This is a genomic window from Streptomyces sp. NPDC093261 (genome assembly GCF_044753645.1).
GTDB lineage: Bacteria > Actinomycetota > Actinomycetes > Streptomycetales > Streptomycetaceae > Streptomyces.
Genome location: NZ_JBIVNO010000026.1, coordinates 57953 through 76599 on the forward strand (window position 1 = coordinate 57953; position 18647 = coordinate 76599).

The following is an 18647-nucleotide window of genomic DNA, read 5'->3' on the forward strand; positions in this document are numbered from 1 at the left end:
CGTCAGACGGTGACGTCGGCGCGGTCCGCTCCCGGGATGAGCGTCGCCTGCTCGCCGGGTCGGCAGACGACCAACCGATCGGCGAGCCCGCGTCGCTCGGCCTCGGCCAGGAAGTCCTCCAGCGGTGACTTCATCACCGAGTACTCACCGTAGTGGATCGGCATCACATGGCGCGGTCGCAGGCGCCGGGCCAGTTCGGCGCCCTGCGCGCCGTCCATGGTCACCAGGAAGCCACCAGGGAGCCGGGTCCCGCCAAGGTGCAGCACGGACAGATCGATCCCGGGCCACCGGGAGCCGATCTCATCGAGGCCGTCGAACAGCAGGGTGTCGCCCGACACGTACACCCGGTGTCGTACGCCGCCGGACACCGGACCGAATTCGAGCAGACTGCCCATGACCGGCGGCAGCAATCGGCGCAGCACCGCGTCTCCCGCGTGACGGCCCGGCAGGGCGGTGATACATACCTGACTGCCACCGTGGGTGAGCGTCTCCCGTTGCCAGGTGCGCAGGCCCACGGCCCGGTGGAAGCCGTGCAGGCCCTGGAGTCTCCGGGAGGCGTGCGGAGTGGTGACGACAGGAAGTGAGCGGTCGAGACCGCGCCGGGTGACCCTGTCCCAGTGGTCGCCGTGCAGATGAGAGAGGAGCACCGCGTCGAGATCCGGGGGCAGCTCTCGTATGTCGAGGGCCGGATCGGTCAGGCGTCGGCTCACCAGTCCATACCCGAGGTAGGCGCGCTGGCCCCGGTGCAGGAAGTTCGGATCGGTGATCAACGTGAGTTCTCCGTAGCGGATCAGGACGGTCGCGTTGCCGACGAAGTGAAGCCGCAGCGCCTCGGCGGAGGGGACGGTCATGGCGTGTCCTGCCTGTCGATGTGGGTCTTCCGATCGGGGACTTCCGGGCGAGTACCCCGGGGCGACCACCTGAGGCGGAGCACGCGCCGAAGCGGCAGCACACGAGGGCGAAACGCCGTGGCGGGGCCGGCCAATCGTTAGAACTCCTCACGGTATGCCGTGGAAGCCGGTGCCTGTCGCCCGCCGGTCCGCGCGCCGGTCCCTGCTCAGCGATTCCGGGTGGTTCACGCGGACCCGTGCGGCCTTTCCCGGCCGGCTGCGTCGAGCAGCAGTTTCGCGGCCAGCCTCGCACCGTCGGTGCGTATCGTGCCGGCCGCGGCCCTCGCTCGTGCTCCGGTCTCAGGGGCCAGGGCCGTGGTGAGTGCGGCTGACAGGGAGTCGACGGTCGGGGTCGGACCGTCGTGTGCCGCGCCGATGCCCAGCTCGGACACCCGGGCGGCCCAGTACGGCTGGTCCGCGATCTGGGGGACCACCACCTGAGGGGCGCCGGCCCGGGCGGCCGTCGTCGTGGTGCCCGCGCCGCCGTGGTGCACTACGGCGGCCACCCGGGTGAACAGTGCCTGATGGTTGACCTCGCCGACCACGAAGCAGTCGTCCCGGTCGTCGATCAGGGCCAGGCCGGCCCAGCCGCGGGCGAGGAGCACGCGGTGGCCTTGCGCGCGGACCGCCTCGATGGCCACCCGGGCGAGGTCCTTCGAGGTGCGCATGGCCATGCTGCCGAAGCCCACGTACACCGGGGGCTCACCGGCGTCCAGGAACGCCTCAAGGCCTTCCGGGAGCGGGCGCTCGTCCGGCAGGATCCACGCCCCGGTCTGCACGAGGTCGAGATCCGTCATCTCCTGCCATGGGCCCAGGACCGGGTCGGCCGCCAGCCACGGCCGGTCGCTGAAGACGTAGTCACGGACGTTGTCCACCGGTGGCAGGCCGAGCGCCGCCCGGTGACGGTTGAGCGCCTCCCCGTACAACGCGTTCACGCGCTGGGCGTCCTGCTCCCACAGCACCTTGAGGTCGGTCTCCTCCCGTGGGGACGGCGTGCCGGGCCGCGCCCCGGGAGGGAAGTGCTGCGAGGGCAGTCCGAACGGATGGAAACACGCGAACACGTAGGGGATGCCCAGTTTCTCGGCCACCGAGCGTGCGCCGGCCGGCATCAGACCGGTCGCAAGGAGCGCGTCGCTTCCCTCGGCCACGGCGGTGAGCGTGTCGAACCGGGCGGCGACCAACCGGGGCGCGAGACGGAACGCGTCCTGCGCCGTCGGCGGCCTCTCACCGGTCACCACCGAGCGCACCGTCGGGCCGAGCGGCACCAGTTCCACCCCGACACCGGCAAGCAGCGCCGCGAACTCCTCGTCCGGCGGCGCGCACACCCGTGCCTCCGCGCCGAGTTCCCGCAACCGCACCGCGAGTGCCGCCAGCGGTTCGACGTCCCCGCGCGATCCCCACGTCGACAACACCACACGCATGTCGCACATCCCCCGTTTCCGCAGGTTCCAGCCTCGGCCGACCATCCTGAGGCACGCCCCGGGTCTTGCCGCAAGCCCCCCGGTGCGCTATAGGTTGAGAGTGGCAGGGAGGAGCACCTCCTTGCCTTTGTCTTGTGTCGTCCGCTGCGGACGGACGGCCCTCTCGCGAACGGCGGCCCGCCGCGCACGGCGGTACGGCGGAGGTGTATCGGGCGGAAGTGCCTCCCCTCAGGCACATCTGACGCCGTACGTGAAGGAGTTGTGATGCAGGTAGCCGTGGTCACCTTCGACGGGTTCAACGAGCTCGACAGCTTTGTCGCTTCCGCGTTGATCAACCGGTGCCGCAAGGACGGCTTGGAGGCCTTCATCACGACGCCGACGCCGGTGGTCACGTCGATGAACGGCGTCGAGGTGACCGGGCAGCGCCCGCTGGAGTTCGTGACCGAGGCCGACGTCGTGCTGATCGGCAGCGGAGTGAGGACACGCGACGTGGTCGCCGACGACCGGACGCTCTCCATGTTGCCGCTCGACCCTTCGCGACAGCTGATCGGATCGCAGTGCTCCGGCGCGCTCGTGCTGGCGCGCCTCGGGCTGCTGGGTGACATGCCGGCTTGCACGGACATGAAGAGCCGGCCCTTTGTCGAAGCCTGCGGCGTCACCGTGCTGGACGCGCCATTCCACGCCGAGGGGAACATCGCTACCGCGGGCGGCTGCCTGGCGTCCCAGTATCTCGCCACGTGGGTGATCACCCGGATGCTCGGAGAGAACGCCGCGCGCGACGTCGTCGGCTACGTGGCTCCGGTCGGCGAAAGCCAGGAGACTGTCGAGCGCGCCCTGCGTGCCGTCCACACCGGTGAGCTTGCACTGCGCTGACGCTCCCCGATCTGCCATTCGGGTGCCTGGGTCGTCGGAGTCGCGACCGGGTACGCGCGGGTGGTGCCGGACCCGACCACGCGACAAACGGCGGCGTGCATCGACGGGCAGCGGTCATTCCCCCGGTAGCGCCGAACGGATGGGTCAGCACGGGAACGGCCCCCTTCGCTCCGGCCGAGTGCCTCCGCCAGGGGCGGCGTCGAAGAGGCCGAAACACGACTCTCCGCGCCGCGAAGCCGCACGGTAGGTCTTCGGCATGCGCACCCCGAAGCTGCCATGGCAGCGCCTCCTCGCCCTGAGCGCCACCCTCGCCTGCACCGTCCTCGCGGTGAGTCCACAGCCGGCCGCCGCCGCGGACACCTGGACGGCGGTCGGCTCCGACAGAGCCCGGCCCCTGACCGAAAGTCAGGGGCTCACCAGCATCTACGCCCCGTCCGGAAGCCCCAACCGGTACACCGGCCTGGGCACCATTCCCCTGGGTACGAGCAGCCGGGGATGGAACCACGTCGGAGATCCCGACGCCTCCCCGGAGGGCTACTACATCGAGCCCTACCAGTCGGACTCCGGGACCGCCAAGATGTTCCGGGTGCAGCGGCCCGACGGGACCTGGGCGGAGTACACCCATCAGCTCGCCACTGGCGAGGCCTCCAACAACTCCTTCGACACGATCGCCCCGGGCGGCCGGTGGATGGTCTCCGGCGAATGGGGCACGATGACCCGCCTCCTGGTCTTTCCCACTCCCGGGCAGAACCCCGACACCTCCCCCTCCCAAAACCTCCCGCTGGCCGCCACGATCGGCCTCGACCACGCGGTGGCGGATATCCAGGGCTGTGACTTCTCCAGTGCGACGACCCTGTTGTGTGCCTCGGACGACTCCGCGGGCGTCCTGTCCGGGATCACCAAACCGCTGGTGCGGATCGATCTTTCGGGGCCGCTGACCGGAACCGACGTCACCGGCCATGTCACGGCCCTGCGTCAGCTACCGCTGGAGAGCTGGTGCACGGGAACCTACGAAGTGGAGGGCATCGACTACGACACCCGCACCGGCATCCTGCGCACCATCGTGCTGTCCCCGAGCATATGCGTCGCCCTCGACAGCAAGACCTGGCGGTTCGTCAGGGGCTAGCGCGGACTCGGCGGCAAGCGCTACCGACAACGTAACCAGCCCGAGCCAGGCCGGGAGCGACGCCTGCCCGCCCGCGGGGCAGCATGTGATCCGGGCCGTACGGCGGCCCCGGCTGCCGCATCCGTCACCCGCGGGGAACGCGCGCACGGCGTGCTCGTGTGAGCCCTGTACGCGCCCCCGGCCCGGCGAGAAGACTCCTTGCCCACGGGCATGGGGCCAACGCGTCATCCTCCGCCTTTGCCCGGCTTCTTCAGGAAGGCAGGTCGGTCGCTGTGCTGTTGCGTCTGCCCACGTCGTTGTCCGAAGCGCGGGAATGCCTGGCCGAGGGGGCCGTGCCGATCGGCGGGGCAACGCTCCTGTGGGCCACCTTCCAGCGGGACGGCTTCCCCGAACTCGCGATGTCCCTGCGCGACTTGCCGGAGGCCAACGTTCTGGGGCCGCAGACGGTGGGCGGCGCGGTCGTCCTGAACCGCATCGACGACCGCGTACCCGATGTGCTGCACCTGGCGGCCGGTACGGTGGGCACCGGCGCCGTGCGGCGGGCGGCGACGGTGGGCGGCAACCTCGCCGGCAGCATGCTGCGCTGCCTGCTGCCCGCGGCACTTGCCCTGAACGCCCAGGCGACGGTGCTGGAGTCCGACGGTGTGCACGAGACGGACCTGGCCGAGGTGACGGCCAAGCGTCCCGTGCTGCTCAGCCTCCGATGGCGTGCTCCCCTCGCCTCCACGTATCGCAAACTGCCCTCTCAGGCAGGCGGACCGCCACCCCTCGTCGTAGCCTCCGCACTGCACGCCGACGACGGCACGGGTGTCCGCCTCCGAGTCGCCGTACGCGATGGCTACGACGTGCTGTTCGGCGTCACCGCCGCTGATGCCGACGCCGAACAGGCCTTGCACGCGCTGCACGGGACGGCTCTCGGCGACCTGCCCGCCGCCGCCTGGGAAGCCGTCCGCCCACAGATCATCGGCCTGCTGGGTGCGTGCGGTCACCTCTGAGGGAACGGGCGCGCCGGCCTGACACCAGGGCCCGCGCTGGACGCCTACCCGGGATGGACCGACGCGACCGGACCGGGAAGGCGAACGGGAAGGCTGGACGCCGGCAGTGTGCGGGCTCGTCGACCTGGCCGGCCCCGCCTCCACCGGGTTCGGGCGGGGGCGCGGGCGAGGGCCACAGCAACCGCCGGGCCGGCCTTCTGGATCGAAACTGCCTCAGGTCTTCGAGCATGACGATCGCTCCCGACGAGATCCCGCTCTGCGCGGTGGCGCGGGCTGCCTACAACGCCAGTGGCGACGTCCTCACGCGCCACCAAAGGTTCCTCGGCAACAGCTTCGAAGTCCGAGATGGGTCCATCCACATCTCCGGTGACATCTTCGAAAACAACGCTTTCGTCGCGGACAAGAATGTCATCCGTGGCTCCGCGATGTGCGTGGGCAACAACCGGTTCATCGGCCATGTTTATGTAGGGGACGTCGACCCGATCGTCGGCGAACTCCCTCGGTCGCAGGAATGCAACGACCACTTCTTGCCGGAGTACGCAAGGACCGACTCCGAGGGAGAGAGCGCACTGCACAAGCGGGACGACGGAATCACGACCAGGGGCATCAGAGCTGCCGAGAGCGAGCCCGGTGGCAACTGGAGGCCCGGGACACACCGTGACTGCGCTGCCTTTCTCGCCGCGAATGACTTCGCAGCTTTCAGCGCCATCGCGATCGCGCAACAGCCACGAGACAGTCTCGCGCACGAACCTGTCATCCGGTACGCGGATCTGAAGGCAATATATTGGTCGCTCGGCACTTGCATCCCCAAACGAACGCCGCTAAGCGTGGCTTCAGGCGTTCGGCCGACGCCCGAACCTCGGTGGATTCGGCGTGGTTCGTGCCCGCGCGTTGTCTGTCGGACTGCCCCGCCCGACGAGCGGATCACTGATCGAGGGGCACCGCGGTCACAAGATCCGTAGGACAGTCCCCAGGCATCTCCTTCGGCCTCAGCGGGCCGTGCCGGAATTGTCCGCCCGCGAGCCGTTGTGCGGTGTGCTGTGCTGCCCGCGTTCGGCGGTCTCCGTGGCCGTCAGCTGCGACAGGGAGAGCACCGCTCGTGCGATGGCGGCCCCTTTGCTGCCCAGCCGGCTCGCGTAGCGGCGCAGGACCAGGTTCTCCCACGTGAGTTCCGAGGCGGGCAGGCCTTCCGTGCGCCGGATCGACTGGTATCGCCTCCCGAGTTCGATCCGGTGCAGGACGATGGAGACGATCTGCTCGTCGAGATCGTCGAGAACCGCGCGGATGTCCCGCGCGCCCGGGCGTACCGGCGCACCGGGTACGGCGCCGGGGGGCGGCGACGCCGCGTGCCGCGAATCCACCGATGCCGTCATAGGAACGCGAGACCGTCCCGGTAACGGCCCATCACGTATGCGTCGGCGCCGGCGGTCTCGTGGATTCGGTTGTCATCGCATGGCGTTCTGAACACTAGGAAGTCCCCCGTTTCGGCCCATCAGCGAACACCGTGCTGTCAGTGGTGACTCGGGATGCCGGGCGCATCCCCCGTAACGGCACGTCCGTTGCATCCCCCGGGTCCGCTGACCGAGGACGTGCGACCGCAAGCCAAACACAGGGTCAGGGGCAATTCAATGCTTTTAGTGCACGCTAAATGGTTTGACCGGCGAGGATGGGGTGGCAATGATGGCTCCCGACCATCACTTGTTCGGGGCCTCCGAGATCGCCTCGCCCGCAGGGCCGCCCCGTACAGCGCATGCAACGTAAAAAACCGGGGGTAACGTTGTTCTGTCGTGGTGTCGGCGACCTACTACTCAGAGGGCGACGCGCTGTTCAGAGGGCGTGTCGCGCACAACACGCGCCTTTCCATTCCTGATCGTTCGTTTGCCTCGCGACGCGTGAATGCCGTGTGAACGCCGGCTCGTGCGCATCGCCGCTACATCGCGCTTTCCTCATTCCCGCACATGCGGGCCGCGCTTCTCTCATATTCCTTGCGACAAAGGGGTGTTCCTGCCCCGCCACCCAGGAGAACTCGAGTGTCAGAACGGCAGCAGCAAGACGTCGTGGTCGTCGGCAATGGGGCGATCGGAGCGTCCATCGCATTCGAACTGTGCCGCCGGGGATTCGGCGTCACCCGCGTGGGACGGCCCAGCCGCCCCTATGCCGCCTCGTATGCCGCCGGAGCCATGCTCGGCTGCTTCGGCGAGGTGACCACCTCCCTGCTGGAGAGCGACCACGGGCGTGCCAAGCTCGACATGGACTACCGAGCGCGGCGTTACTGGGAGCAGTGGGACCGGGATCTGAGCGAGAGCAGCGGGGACGACAGCTCACTGTTCACCGCGGACGGCACGTTCGTCCTGCTCAACACCGTGGGATCGGCGCCGGTCGACTCGGGGAACATGCATGCCGTCGAGGCCGCCCTCAAGGAGTACGACGAGCCCTACGAAGCCATCGACCCGGAGGAGATGGACTGGCTGGCGCCGAACGACCTGGCGCGCTCCCTGAAGGGCCTGTACATCCCGGGTGAGCACGCCGTCGACTCGCACCGGCTCCTGGCCAAGCTCGACCAGGCACTTATACGACGCGGCGGGCGGATCGTCGACGCGGAGGCACGGCGGGTCAGGGTCACAGGAGACCGCGTCACCGGCGTGGAACTGGAGTCGGGGGACCTGCTGACCGCGGAGCATGTGGTGATCGCGGCGGGGGCCAAGTCCCTGACGCTGCTCGACGAGTTGGACGACGTACGCCGACGCATCCCCCCGATGGTGAGCGGGTACGGGGTCTCCGCGCTGGTCGAGACGGAGGACCGCCGTCTGCCCTCCTCCGTGATCCGCACCCCGAACCGGGCCTTCGCCTGCGGGCTCCACTGTGTGCCGCGCGCCGACGGCGTGCTCTACCTCGGCGCCACGAACATCATCTCCCCGCAGCCGAGGCAGTTCGCGGCCGTCGGAGACCTGCAGTTCCTGCTGGGCTGCGCGGTGGACCAGTTGCACACCAACCTCGCCGAGGCCGCGCTGCTGTCGGTGCAGGTCGGAAACCGGCCGGTGCCCGCCGACGGCTTCCCCCTCCTGGGTTCCGCCGGAGTCGAAGGGCTGTGGCTCGCGACGGGCACCTACCGCGACGGCCTGCACCAGTCGCCCCTGCTCGCCCGTCACATGGCCTCTCTTCTGGAGGGCAAGGGCGAGGAGTACGACTTCCTCTCCTCCTTCGCCCCGGTACGCGCGCCGCTGGCGACCGGCACGCGCGAGCAGATCGTACGCACCACCGTGGACCACATGATGGCCACCGGCTACGAGCACAAATGGAACGTCGTTTCCGAGTGGCCGCCGCGCATCGAGCGTCATCTGCGCCGCTCCTACACGACCGTGGTCGAGGAGCTGCATCCCCGCTTCACACCACCGGCCGAGCTGGTCGCCGCGATGACCGACGGCATCCACGACGCCCTGGTCGGCTACTACCAGGCCTGGTCATGACGCGGGACGAGACCCCCGAGGCGACACTGCGTCGGGCACGTGAGCGTCTGACGGAAGCGGGCGTGTGGGATGTCGAGGGCGATCTGTCCGCGCTTGTCGACCGCTTCCTGCACCGGGCCGAACCCGTCGGGGCGCACGCCGAGTTCGAGGCGGCGGTCGCCGAACGGTGCGCCCGCATCCCCCTCGGCCACATCACCGGTTCGGTGGTCTTCGACGGGCTGGGGTTCGTGGTCGGCAGCGGTGTCTTCGTCCCACGGTCGCAGAGCACGGCCCTGGTGGAATGGGCAGCCGGTGACGAGGTCCTGCCACCGGGCGGGCGCGTGCTCGACCTGTGTTCCGGTGTCGGCGCCCTCGGGATCGCCCTGGCCAGGCGCCGCCCGGACGCGACGGTCACCTGTGTGGAGCGCGACGAGACCGCGGTGCAGTATCTGCGGCGCAACGTGGCACGGCATGCCGAGGCCACCCGTAAGGTGACGGTCGAGGTCAGGGACCTCCTGGTCCCGGACTGCCTCGCCGACGAAGCCGCACGCGTCGATCTGGTGATCGCCAATCCGCCGTACGTCCCTCCGGACGTCGGGCTGCTGCCGGAATGGTCCGTGCACCACCCCAGGGCCGCCGTCTACAGCGGTCTCGACGGACTCGATCTGATCCGGGCCATCCTCCGTCACGCCACCACGGTGCTGCGGCCCGAAGGCCGGCTCGCGCTGGAGCACGACGAGGAGCAGCCGGTCGCCGTCCAAAAGCTTCTCGCCGCCGAGGGCTTCTCGGAGGTGACCACCCTCCCCGACTCGGACGGCGATCCCCGCATCACCGTCGCACGCATCACCCCACAGGAGAACCCATGACTCCGCCGCCCTCTTCGAGCACCAACTGGATGGCCATCCGGCGGGACCGTACGTCCTCCACACTGGACCGGGCCTTCGCCGAGGAACTCACCGGGCACACGGTGACCGCACGCGACGGCAAGCGGGTGACGCTGCGGGACGGCTCGACGGTCACCGAGTTCGTCTCCTGTTCGTATCTGGGCCTGGAGTCGCACCCGGACCTCGCCGAGGCGGCGATCCGCGCGACCCGTGTGTTCGGCGTCCATCTGTCGTCGTCACGCAACCGCATGCGGCCCCACTACCTGCCCGAACTGGAGGAGCTCCTGGGGCAGATCCATCCGGGCACGGCCCCGTGCGTCTTCACCTCCACCAGCAATGTGCACCTGGGTGTGCTGCCGCTCCTGGGCTCCGGGTCGCTGCCGAGCTACCCGGTCCCGGAGGAGCCGCACTTCCTTGTCGACCAGACCGCACACGCCTCGATGCAGGTCCTGCGGGGGATCTTCGAGCAGTTCGGGCCGGTGAGCCGGTTCCGGTCCGGGGAATCCGGCTCCGTGCGGGAGGCCCTGGACCGCGCGCAGGCGCAGCGGCGGACACCGATCATGCTCGTGGACGGCGTCGGCTCCATGAACGGCCTGGTGCCGGTCGCGGAACTCGCCAAGCTCACGGCGGACGCGGGCGGCTACCTCTACGTCGACGACGCCCACGGCATCTCCATCGAGGGCGCGTCCGGCTCGGGTTACGCCATGCACGCCTTCGGTGGCCGGCTCCCGGACAACGTGATCCTGGCCGGATCGCTCTCGAAGGGCTTCGGCGGCTCCGGCGGCTTCCTGCTCGCCGCCTCACCGCAGGACGTCGCCGTGGTCCGCAAGCTGGCCAACCCGCTGGTCTTCGGCCACTCCGTCATGGTGCCGATGATGGCCGCCAATGTCGCAGCCGCACGCATCCATCTCTCCCCTGAGATGGCGAACCTGCAGGAGCGCCTGTGGGCCAACGCTGCTCGGCTCGACGAACTCACCGGCGGCAAGCTCTCCAACGCCCGACTCCGCTCCCCCATCCGCGGCGCCGTCTTCGACTCGGAGGAGGCCGGACTGGAGGCGACCAGGCTGCTCAAGCGTCGCGGCGTCATCATGCTGCCGGCGTTCTACCCCACGGTTCCCGAGGGGAGCGCGCTGCTCCGCTTCGCTCTGTCGGCACTGCACTCGCCGGAGGACATCACCCTGCTCGCGACCACGTTGGAGGAGGTCGGAGGGTACGGCTCCGGCACCGAGTCGGGGGCGGCGGACCGTGGCTGAGGACCTCGCGCTCTCCCCACCGGGCACGGTCGGGCTCGGCCGGGAACTGCGGCCGCTCGCGGCCTCGTACATCGCCACCTACGTGGGCGACGGCCTGTTCTATGTGACGGCCGCGCTGTACTTCACCCAGGTCGTGGGGCTGCGGCCGGTCGTCTACGGTGCGGCCCTGACGGCCGCCTGGCTGGTGGCCATGGCGCTCAGCGTCCCGGTCGGCCACCTCGCGGACCGGTTCAACCCACGGACGGTCACGGCGGCGCTGCTCGTCCTGACAGGGCTGGCCACCTGCGTCTATCTGCTCACGCACCAGGTGCTGGTGTTCTTCGCCGCCGCGTGCGTCTTCACCACCTGCACCGAGGGGACCCATTCGGCGCGCTCGGCGCTGATCGGCCGGACGTTTCCGGCGGACCAGGTCACCCGGGTGCGCGCGATCCTGATCTCCGCGTCCAACGCGGGGCTCGCCCTCGGTGCGGCGCTCGGAGCGCTGGTCATCGCCTCGGGCACACCGGACGCGTACCGCATCGGCTTCGCGGCGGACGCGGCGACGTTCTTCGTCTCCGCCGCGCTGCTCGTCAACGTGCCCTCCCCGAAGGCGCCCGCGCCCCAGGTCGCGGATGCCGGTGAGGTGAGCGCCGGCTCGCTGCTCGGCGTGTTCCGGGACCGGGGCTATGTCGTGCTGGGTGTCCTCAACATGCTGATGACGCTGCACATCCCGCTGACCGACGTGGCACTGCCGCTGTGGGTCGTCCAGCAGACCAAGGCCCCGGTGTGGAGTATCGCCGTCCTCTTCCTCGTCAACACCACGCTGGTGGTCCTGTTCCAGTACCGCATGTCCAGGGGGGTCGAGAGCGTCGACGACGGCGTACGCGGCATCCGGGTGGCCGGCGTCCTCCTCTTCCTGGGGATGGCCCTGTACTCGGTATCGGGGATACCGCACTCCCCGTGGGCGGCGGCCGTACTGCTGATCGCCGCCGCCGCGGTGCTCACCTTCGGCGAGATGCGGCAGACGGCCACCATGATGGAGATCAGCTTCCGGCTGGTGCCGGGTGAACGGTACGGCCAGTACCAGGGGTTTTTCGGCATGGGGTCCACCCTGTCCGAGGCCGTAGGCCCGCTGGTGCTCACCTGGCTGGTGCTCTACCAGGGCACTTGGGGCTGGCTCGCCCTCGGTGTCGTCTTCCTCGCTGCCGGTCTCGCCGTGCGCCACGCCGTCGAACTGGCCCGCCGGGCACCGCTCGTAAGGGAGAACGCCCAGTGACGGCAGACCGGCCGGTGCTTCTCGTGCTCAGCGCGAGCCACCGGATCATCGAGAAGGCCACCGGCCTCGGCCTCGACGTCGTCCACATCGAAGCGCCGTCGATCGCCGAGCCCGAACTGGAGCCCTTGTGCCTGCGGACGGTCCGGGCGGATCTGCTGGACATCCCGGCCGTGGTCGAACTGGCGGCGGAGCTGCACCGGGAGTTCGGCTTCGCGGGGGTGGTCAGCAACCACGAACCCGCCTGCCCCGCCGCCGAGGCGGCAGCCCTCGACCTCGGGCTGCTCGCCGCCGGCAAGGGTGTGACCGCCCTGCTGCGCGACAAGGCCCGCACCCGCGAGGCCCTCGCCGTGGGCGGCCCACCAGGCGTCTGCTGGTCACGGGTCCGGTCGGCCTCCGACATCCGTGACGTCGCCCGCGCCGCGGGATACCCGGTGATGGTCAAGCCGGCGGACGGCTCGGCGAGCCTGGGCGTGATCAAGGTCCAAGGCCCGGACGAGGTCGACGCGGCATGGCAGCACGCCCAGCGGACGCTGCGCAACGAGCACCGCTACCACGACGTCCTGCCGGTGACGGACTACCTGGTGGAGCCCTTCGTCGAGGGCGACGAGTACAGCGTCGAGACGTTCTCCCACGAGGGCCGCCACGAAGTCTGCGCGATCGTACGGAAGATCACCAACGCCGCGTTCGTCGAGATCGGGCACATCGTCCCGGCCGGGCTCGACGAGGGGCTCACCGCGGCGGTGACCTCGACGGTACGTCTCCTGCTGGACCGCGTGGGGCTGCGCGAGGGCCCGGCGCACACCGAGGTGATCGTCAGGGACGGTGAGGTCCACCTACTGGAGTCGCACGCCCGCACCGGAGGCGACGGCATCCCCGCGCTGGTGCGCCTGGTCTCCGGCAGGGACCTCGAACTCGACATGATCGCCCACTTCGCGGGCCTGCCACTGCCCCGTCCTGCGGACCCGGTGGCCGCCGCGGCGGCCAAGGCCTACCTGGCGACCGGCACGGCGGGCCGGGTACGTGCCGTGACAGGGCTGGAGACGGCCCTCGCGCAGCCGGGCGTGCACACCGCGGACCTGTGGATCGCACCCGGTGACACGGTGCGCCCCGCTACCGCGAGCTGGGACCGGCTCGGCGAGTTCGTAGCCGTCGGCCCGACCGCACAGAGGGCCTGGGCCGCCGCCGAGAGCGCCGTCGGGGCCATAGCCATCGACATGGAGGCGGAATGAGACTCCTCGACGACGTCGTGGTCGACCGTCAGGTCCTGCTGGACGCGCAGACGGAGAACCTCGAACTCATGCGCCGGGCCGTCCTGGCATCCGAAACCTGCACGGCCCTCAGGAAGTTCGCGCACCTGCTCACCCCCGACGGGCTGAGCGCACTCCCCCCGACCACACGTGAACAGTTGGCCGAGTGGGGGGCTCGCCCCGAGGCACCTCATCGCATCACGTGTGGCGACACACGGTTGATCCTGCGGTCGAGCGGCTCGTCCGGGCGGGTGCGGACGCTGCGGCACGACCGGCTCTTCAACGAGCGGGTGGAGCTGCTGGGTGCGCGCGGCCTGTGCTGCGAAGGACTCGGTGACAATCCGCCCGTCATCAACGCCATGGCTCCGGGCGACCTCTTCGGCGGGTACGGCTTCGTCGACGCGGTTCTCGCCCGTCGCGGCGCGGCCGTGCTCCCGGCGGGGACCTCCCTCCCGGCGGCCCATCTCGCCGAGCTCATCGACGACGTGGACGTACGGGCCCTGGTGAGTCTGCCCATCCACATCGAACGGCTCCAGGCCCACATACCCGAGGCCCTGGCCCGGTTGGCGGCCGTCTACTACATCGGCGACCGGATGGACGTCACCCTGACCGATCGGCTCGCCGCGAGCGGCACCCGCGTCAGGTCGTTCGCCTACAGCACCACCGAGACTGGTCCCATCGGGTACCAGTGCGCCCACCTCACCGGTGCCGAGCACCACGTGCACGAGGACCTCGTCGTCGCCGAAGTCCTCGACGACGACCACCGGCGGCTCCCCGACGGCATGTGGGGTTCGCTGGCGGTGACGGTGCTCACGACCACGGGGGCGGCGCTGGTTCGCTACCTGGTGGGCGACCACGCGATGCTGCGCCCTTCGAACTGCCCGTGCGGATCGCCCGCGCGGATCCTGCGCATCGGTGACCGCGACGGCGCCTCGACCAACATCGACGGCACGGTCGTCACCAAGGCCATGTTCGATGAGGCACTGCAACCGGCGGGGCTGCCGGAAGGCGGCGTGTACCAGGTCGGCGTCACCACGCGCGACGGCCTGTTCTCACTGGTGTTCAGGGGGTCGGCGCTGGCACCGGTCACGGACCAGGCGTGCGCGGCCGCCCTGCGCAAGCACCAGACCCTGTGCATCCTCACCGACTCCTCGCGCTTCGCCGGCCTGAGCGTGGAAGCAGGCGAACCACCCCGTGCCACGACCCGGGGGAAGGTCCAGTTCTTCTGGCACGAAAGGAACATAGATGACTGACCAGGCGAAGGCCGACCGCACGGATCCGGCCGCCGTGCTCGCTCCGCTCCGCGACCGCCTCGACGCGCTGGACGAGGAGATCCTCGGCCTGCTTGTGGCGCGTGTGCAGGTGTGCCTGGACATCGCACGGCTCAAGGCACAGCACGGCATACCCATGATGCAGCCCGAACGCGTCGGACTCGTCGTCGGCCGGGCACGCGCCCACGCCGCCGCCCACGGTCTGCCGGAGGAGTTCCTGGGAGACGTCTTCCAGCGGATCATCGCCGAGACCTGCGCCCAGGAGGACGCGCTGATGGCGGAGCTGACCTGCGAGGGCGCCCGGTGAAGATCCTCCTCGTCGACAACTTCGACTCGTTCACCCTGAACATCGCACAGTACCTCTACGAGGTGTCCGGCAGCATGCCCGTGGTCGTGCCCAACACCACGCCCTACGAGGAGCTGCCTCTGCACGAGGTGGACGCCGTCGTCCTCTCCCCCGGACCGGGCCGCCCCTCACGGCGCGCGGACTTCGGCGTGTGCCTCGACGTGATCGCCGCGTGTGAGGTGCCGGTCCTCGGGGTGTGCCTCGGGCACCAGGGCATCGCGGAGTTCTTCGGGGCACGGACGGTCCACGCGCCCGAGCCCGTCCACGGCAGGGTGGACACCATCAAGCACACGGGCACCGGGCTGTTCGCGGGACTGCCCCAGGAACTGCCCGTGGTGCGCTACCACTCGCTGATCGCCACCGACCTCCCCGAGTGCCTGGTCCGCACCGCCTGGAACAGCGAGGGTCTGGTCATGGCGGTGGCCCACCGTACGAAGCCGTTGTGGGGCGTGCAGTTCCACCCCGAGTCGATCGAGACGCAGGGCGGCAGGGAACTGCTCATCAACTTCCTCACCATGGCGGCCGGCCGGCGCATCGATCCGGAGTCCGGCACCGGGCAGGCCGGCTCCCCCGCGGTGGAGGCGTTCCGGCGGGTGGGCGGAGCCACGCGGCTTCGGCTCGGCATCCATGAGCTTCAGTCGCCGCGCTCCCCGCTTGAGGAGTTCCGCGCCCGCTACGCCCACGTACGGCACAGCTTCTGGCTCGACGCGGAGGCGAGCGACCGCCCGGGGTCCCGGTACTCCCTGATGGGAGCGTGGGGCGGTGAGGGCAGCGTCGCGCTCGAATACGACCTGGCGCACCGCCGGCTCACGCTGAGCGGCGAGGGCCGTTTGGAGCGGATCACCGGCGACGTCTTCGACCTGCTGGAACAGATCACCCAATCGGTGGACGTGGAAGCCCCCGAGGACTGTCCGCTTCCCTTCACGGGCGGTCTCGTCGGCTACTTCGGATACGAGCTGAAAGCCCTGACCATCGGCAACGCATGCCATCCCTCCCCCGAGCCCGACGCCTGGTTCCTGCACACCCGCAGCTTCCTGGTCTTCGACCACCAGCAGGACCGCGCCTTCGAATACCGGCTGACACCTCTCGACGAACCCGGCGGCCACGTCCCCACCGCGGCGGCCGCACCCGCACGCCTCCCGGCGGGCGGCGGCCTGCCCGGCCCGTCGAATGCGGCGGGCTACCGGCCAGGACCCGTCGCCGAGGAGGAACTCAACCTCAGGGACGGCCGAGACGCCTACCTCTCACTGATCAAGCAGACCCAGCAGTACATACTGGACGGCGAGAGCTACGAGGTGTGCCTGACCAACAAGGCACATGTCACCGAGGTCGGGGACGGACTGCACGCCTACGCCGGGATGCGGGCCGTCAGCCCCGTTCCCTACGGTGCCTATCTGCGCTGCGGTGGCATCGAGGTGCTCAGCTCCTCCCCCGAGACGTTCCTCAGGGTGGACCGGCAACGGATGGTGGAGTCGCGGCCCATCAAGGGAACGCGCCCGCGGGGCAACACCCCCGCGCAGGACGCGTCCTTGAAGCGGGAGCTGCTCACCTCTCCCAAGGACCGTGCCGAGAACCTGATGATCGTCGATCTCGTGCGGCACGATCTCAACGCCGTCTGCGAGCCGGGCAGCGTCCACGTTCCCGAAGCGTTCGTGGTGGAAAGCTACTCGTCCGTCCACCAACTGGTCTCGACGGTCCGGGGCCGCCTGAGGTGGAACCGCTCGGCGCTGGCGGCCGTACGGGCCTGCTTCCCCGGTGGCTCCATGACCGGAGCGCCCAAGAAACGCACGATGGAGATCATCGACGAGCTGGAGGGCACGGGCCGCGGCATATATTCCGGCGCCCTCGGCTGGCTGTCGTTCTCCGGCGCCCTCGACCTCAGCATCGTGATCCGTACCGCCGTCGTGCGGGACGGATCGGCCACGTTCGGGGTGGGGGGAGCGATCACGGCGTTGTCGGATCCGGACGAGGAGTTCCGGGAGATCCTGGTGAAGGCCAGCGTGCCGCACCACGGACTGCGCGCCGGCCGAGGCGGCGCCCGCACCGACGACCGGCAGGAGGCACGGTGACAGCACAACGCCGGGTCGTCGTCCTCGGAGGCGCGGGAGTGGTGGGACGCTGGGTGCTGCGCAGCCTCGTCCGCCACCCCGAGCAGGTGACGACGGTCGACCGCGCCGGTCAGGCCGACCACACCGCGGACGTCACCGACCCTCCGGCGCACGTGCGTGCGGCCGTCGCCACGGCCGACATCGTGGTCCTGGCGCTCCCGGAGCAGACCGCGGCGCGCTGCCTGGACTGGCTCGCACGGACCGCCTCCGAACAGGCCGTGATCGTGTCCACCTGCTCGGTGCAGAACCCCCTGTTCGCCAGGGCGCGTGAGGTGGGCGTGCCGCAACCGGTGCTGGGAGTGAACCCGATGTTCTCCCCCACGCTCCACTCTGCGGGACGCCCGGTGGTCCTCATCGCGCAACGGCCGGATGACGAGGTGGACCGGCTCCGGACGAGGCTCGAGGACGGGGGCATGGTGGTCTCCGTCATGGGCCCGGAGGAACACGACACCGCCATGTCCCTGCTCCAGGCCCTGCCCCACGCCGCGGTGCTCGCCTTCGCTGCCGCCCTGTCGGAGCAGCCGGTCGATGTCGAACAGCTGATGCGGATCGCGCCGCCGCCCGCGCGGATGCTCATCGCTCTGGCCTGTCGCATTCTGACCGCCCCGGCCGAGATCTACTGGGACATCCAGGAGGCCAACCCGGAAAGCGCCACGCGCCGCGCGGAGTTGCTGCGTTCGCTGAGCCGCCTCGACAGCGTGGTGGCGGGCGGCGACGAGGACGGTTTCCGCACCGCGCTGGCCGCTGCCGCCGACTGGCTCGGCCCGTACACCGAGACCGGCGCACAGGAGTGTCACCGCCTCTTCGACCACCTGCGGACCTCACCGGCAAACCACCGGCCGGAGCAGGACGCCCCGGCCGGCACATCCGGCGTCAGCGCTTGAGATCGGCGGCCAACGCCGCGTAGATGTACTCGCTGCCCCAGCGCTCCCCGTCCAGGTCGTTCTCCACCAGATGGGCCTCGCGCCGCATGCCCAGGCGCTCGCACAGCCGGACCGACGAGGTGTTCTCCACGTCGAGACGGGCGTACACCCGGTGTACGCCCAGCTCGTCGAAGGCGAGCACCGCCAGGGCACGTGCGGCTTCGGCGGCGTAACCCAGGCCGTGGAAACGCGGGTTGAAGACCCAGCCGATCTCAGCCTGGCAGGCGTGCGCGTCCGCGAGTTTCAGTGTCACCTCGCCGAGGACGCCCTTTGACCCCTGTCGGCAGACGGCAAGGGTCAGCTGATCACCGTCCTCCGCCCACGCCGTGGCCGTCGCGATCTCCGCGATGACCTCCTCGCATCGCTGACGGGTACGGGGCGGACGGTAGAGGTAGCGGGCGACCTCCTCCAGCCGTTGGTACTCATACATGTCATCGACATCGCTCGGCGAGAACAGCCGTAGCTGAAGGCGCTCGGTGACCAGGGGCAGTACGGCGGCAAGGTCCATGCGTCGTCTCCGGGATCCGGCGGCACGGCCGGCAAGGGAATGTGGTCGGCAGTCCATCCTAAGTGATCAACGCCGTTCGGCATCGTGAACCCGCTCGATCC

Annotated in this window: 17 protein-coding genes; 13 read left to right on the plus strand and 4 right to left on the minus strand. The window is 69.9% G+C overall.

The features are described 5' to 3' along the window. Positions 1 to 2 precede the first annotated feature (2 nt). Both ACIP94_RS34605 and ACIP94_RS34610 read right to left on the minus strand, forming a co-directional pair. A complete protein-coding gene (locus ACIP94_RS34605) occupies positions 3 to 851 on the minus strand; it encodes an MBL fold metallo-hydrolase (RefSeq protein ID WP_402434758.1) in 849 nt (282 codons plus the stop codon). 224 nt (positions 852 to 1075) lie between these two features. Continuing rightward, entirely contained in the window at positions 1076 to 2311 is a 1236-nt protein-coding gene (locus ACIP94_RS34610) for a glycosyltransferase (protein ID WP_402434761.1), read from the minus strand. A gap of 264 nt (positions 2312 to 2575) precedes the next feature. Between ACIP94_RS34610 and ACIP94_RS34615 the strand changes: the two genes are divergently transcribed. The 4 genes from ACIP94_RS34615 to ACIP94_RS34630 all read left to right on the plus strand — a co-directional run bounded on the left by ACIP94_RS34615 (position 2576) and on the right by ACIP94_RS34630 (position 6267). Next, positions 2576 to 3184 (plus strand): DJ-1/PfpI family protein, encoded by a 609-nt coding sequence (locus ACIP94_RS34615; protein ID WP_402434764.1) that lies wholly within the window; start codon positions 2576 to 2578, stop codon positions 3182 to 3184. A 256-nt stretch (positions 3185 to 3440) separates the two neighbouring features. Continuing rightward, entirely contained in the window at positions 3441 to 4310 is an 870-nt protein-coding gene (locus ACIP94_RS34620) for a hypothetical protein (protein ID WP_402434767.1), read from the plus strand. A gap of 272 nt (positions 4311 to 4582) precedes the next feature. Next, on the plus strand, positions 4583 to 5305 hold the full coding sequence (locus tag ACIP94_RS34625) for an FAD binding domain-containing protein (protein ID WP_402434770.1): 723 nt from the start codon (positions 4583 to 4585) through the stop codon (positions 5303 to 5305). A gap of 227 nt (positions 5306 to 5532) precedes the next feature. After that, positions 5533 to 6267: a hypothetical protein gene (locus ACIP94_RS34630; RefSeq protein ID WP_402434771.1), complete on the plus strand. Its 735-nt coding sequence runs from the start codon at positions 5533 to 5535 to the stop codon at positions 6265 to 6267. Between the two features lie 27 nt (positions 6268 to 6294). Here the strand turns inward: ACIP94_RS34630 and ACIP94_RS34635 are convergent, their stop codons facing one another. Beyond that, positions 6295 to 6666, minus strand: a complete 372-nt coding sequence (locus ACIP94_RS34635) for a hypothetical protein (RefSeq protein WP_402434774.1) — start codon at positions 6664 to 6666, stop codon at positions 6295 to 6297. Between the two features lie 669 nt (positions 6667 to 7335). Here ACIP94_RS34635 and ACIP94_RS34640 point away from each other — a divergent pair. The 9 genes from ACIP94_RS34640 to ACIP94_RS34680 are packed head-to-tail and all read left to right on the plus strand — an operon-like array spanning position 7336 to position 17999. After that, positions 7336 to 8772 (plus strand): NAD(P)/FAD-dependent oxidoreductase, encoded by a 1437-nt coding sequence (locus ACIP94_RS34640; RefSeq protein WP_402434777.1) that lies wholly within the window; start codon positions 7336 to 7338, stop codon positions 8770 to 8772. After that, on the plus strand, positions 8769 to 9617 hold the full coding sequence (locus ACIP94_RS34645) for a N5-glutamine methyltransferase family protein (RefSeq protein WP_402434779.1): 849 nt from the start codon (positions 8769 to 8771) through the stop codon (positions 9615 to 9617). The genes ACIP94_RS34640 and ACIP94_RS34645 overlap by 4 nt, the downstream gene beginning before the upstream one ends. Next, positions 9614 to 10888, plus strand: coding sequence for an aminotransferase class I/II-fold pyridoxal phosphate-dependent enzyme (locus ACIP94_RS34650; protein ID WP_402434782.1), 1275 nt, complete (start codon positions 9614 to 9616; stop codon positions 10886 to 10888). The genes ACIP94_RS34645 and ACIP94_RS34650 overlap by 4 nt, the downstream gene beginning before the upstream one ends. Continuing rightward, on the plus strand, positions 10881 to 12143 hold the full coding sequence (locus ACIP94_RS34655) for an MFS transporter (protein WP_402434785.1): 1263 nt from the start codon (positions 10881 to 10883) through the stop codon (positions 12141 to 12143). The genes ACIP94_RS34650 and ACIP94_RS34655 overlap by 8 nt, the downstream gene beginning before the upstream one ends. After that, positions 12140 to 13372 carry an ATP-grasp domain-containing protein gene (locus tag ACIP94_RS34660; protein WP_402434788.1) on the plus strand — a complete coding sequence of 411 codons (1233 nt, stop codon included), beginning with the start codon at positions 12140 to 12142 and terminating at the stop codon, positions 13370 to 13372. Before ACIP94_RS34655 ends, ACIP94_RS34660 begins: the two co-directional genes overlap by 4 nt. Then, a complete protein-coding gene (locus tag ACIP94_RS34665; protein ID WP_402434791.1) occupies positions 13369 to 14643 on the plus strand; it encodes a phenylacetate--CoA ligase family protein in 1275 nt (424 codons plus the stop codon). The genes ACIP94_RS34660 and ACIP94_RS34665 overlap by 4 nt, the downstream gene beginning before the upstream one ends. Then, positions 14636 to 14968 carry a chorismate mutase gene (locus ACIP94_RS34670; RefSeq protein WP_402434794.1) on the plus strand — a complete coding sequence of 111 codons (333 nt, stop codon included), beginning with the start codon at positions 14636 to 14638 and terminating at the stop codon, positions 14966 to 14968. The genes ACIP94_RS34665 and ACIP94_RS34670 overlap by 8 nt, the downstream gene beginning before the upstream one ends. Further along, positions 14965 to 17076 carry an aminodeoxychorismate synthase component I gene (gene pabB, locus ACIP94_RS34675; RefSeq protein ID WP_402434797.1) on the plus strand — a complete coding sequence of 704 codons (2112 nt, stop codon included), beginning with the start codon at positions 14965 to 14967 and terminating at the stop codon, positions 17074 to 17076. The genes ACIP94_RS34670 and pabB overlap by 4 nt, the downstream gene beginning before the upstream one ends. Further along, the gene (locus ACIP94_RS34680; protein ID WP_402434800.1) at positions 17073 to 17999 is read left to right on the plus strand and encodes a prephenate dehydrogenase dimerization domain-containing protein; all 927 of its coding nucleotides are present in this window, start codon (positions 17073 to 17075) and stop codon (positions 17997 to 17999) included. Before pabB ends, ACIP94_RS34680 begins: the two co-directional genes overlap by 4 nt. Here ACIP94_RS34680 and ACIP94_RS34685 read toward each other — a convergent pair. Beyond that, entirely contained in the window at positions 17989 to 18546 is a 558-nt protein-coding gene (locus ACIP94_RS34685) for a GNAT family N-acetyltransferase (RefSeq protein ID WP_402434803.1), read from the minus strand. The two genes, ACIP94_RS34680 and ACIP94_RS34685, sit on opposite strands and share 11 nt — an antisense overlap. Positions 18547 to 18647: the final 101 nt, after the last annotated feature.

Coding starts and splice junctions, on each gene's coding strand:
- ACIP94_RS34605 (WP_402434758.1), bottom strand. CDS start 851: ATGACCGTCCCCTCCGCCGAGGCGCTGCGGCTTCACTTCGTCGGCAAC.
- ACIP94_RS34610 (WP_402434761.1), bottom strand. CDS start 2,311: ATGCGTGTGGTGTTGTCGACGTGGGGATCGCGCGGGGACGTCGAACCG.
- ACIP94_RS34615 (WP_402434764.1), top strand. CDS start 2,576: ATGCAGGTAGCCGTGGTCACCTTCGACGGGTTCAACGAGCTCGACAGC.
- ACIP94_RS34620 (WP_402434767.1), top strand. CDS start 3,441: ATGCGCACCCCGAAGCTGCCATGGCAGCGCCTCCTCGCCCTGAGCGCC.
- ACIP94_RS34630 (WP_402434771.1), top strand. CDS start 5,533: ATGACGATCGCTCCCGACGAGATCCCGCTCTGCGCGGTGGCGCGGGCT.
- ACIP94_RS34645 (WP_402434779.1), top strand. CDS start 8,769: ATGACGCGGGACGAGACCCCCGAGGCGACACTGCGTCGGGCACGTGAG.
- ACIP94_RS34650 (WP_402434782.1), top strand. CDS start 9,614: ATGACTCCGCCGCCCTCTTCGAGCACCAACTGGATGGCCATCCGGCGG.
- ACIP94_RS34665 (WP_402434791.1), top strand. CDS start 13,369: ATGAGACTCCTCGACGACGTCGTGGTCGACCGTCAGGTCCTGCTGGAC.
- ACIP94_RS34670 (WP_402434794.1), top strand. CDS start 14,636: ATGACTGACCAGGCGAAGGCCGACCGCACGGATCCGGCCGCCGTGCTC.
- ACIP94_RS34685 (WP_402434803.1), bottom strand. CDS start 18,546: ATGGACCTTGCCGCCGTACTGCCCCTGGTCACCGAGCGCCTTCAGCTA.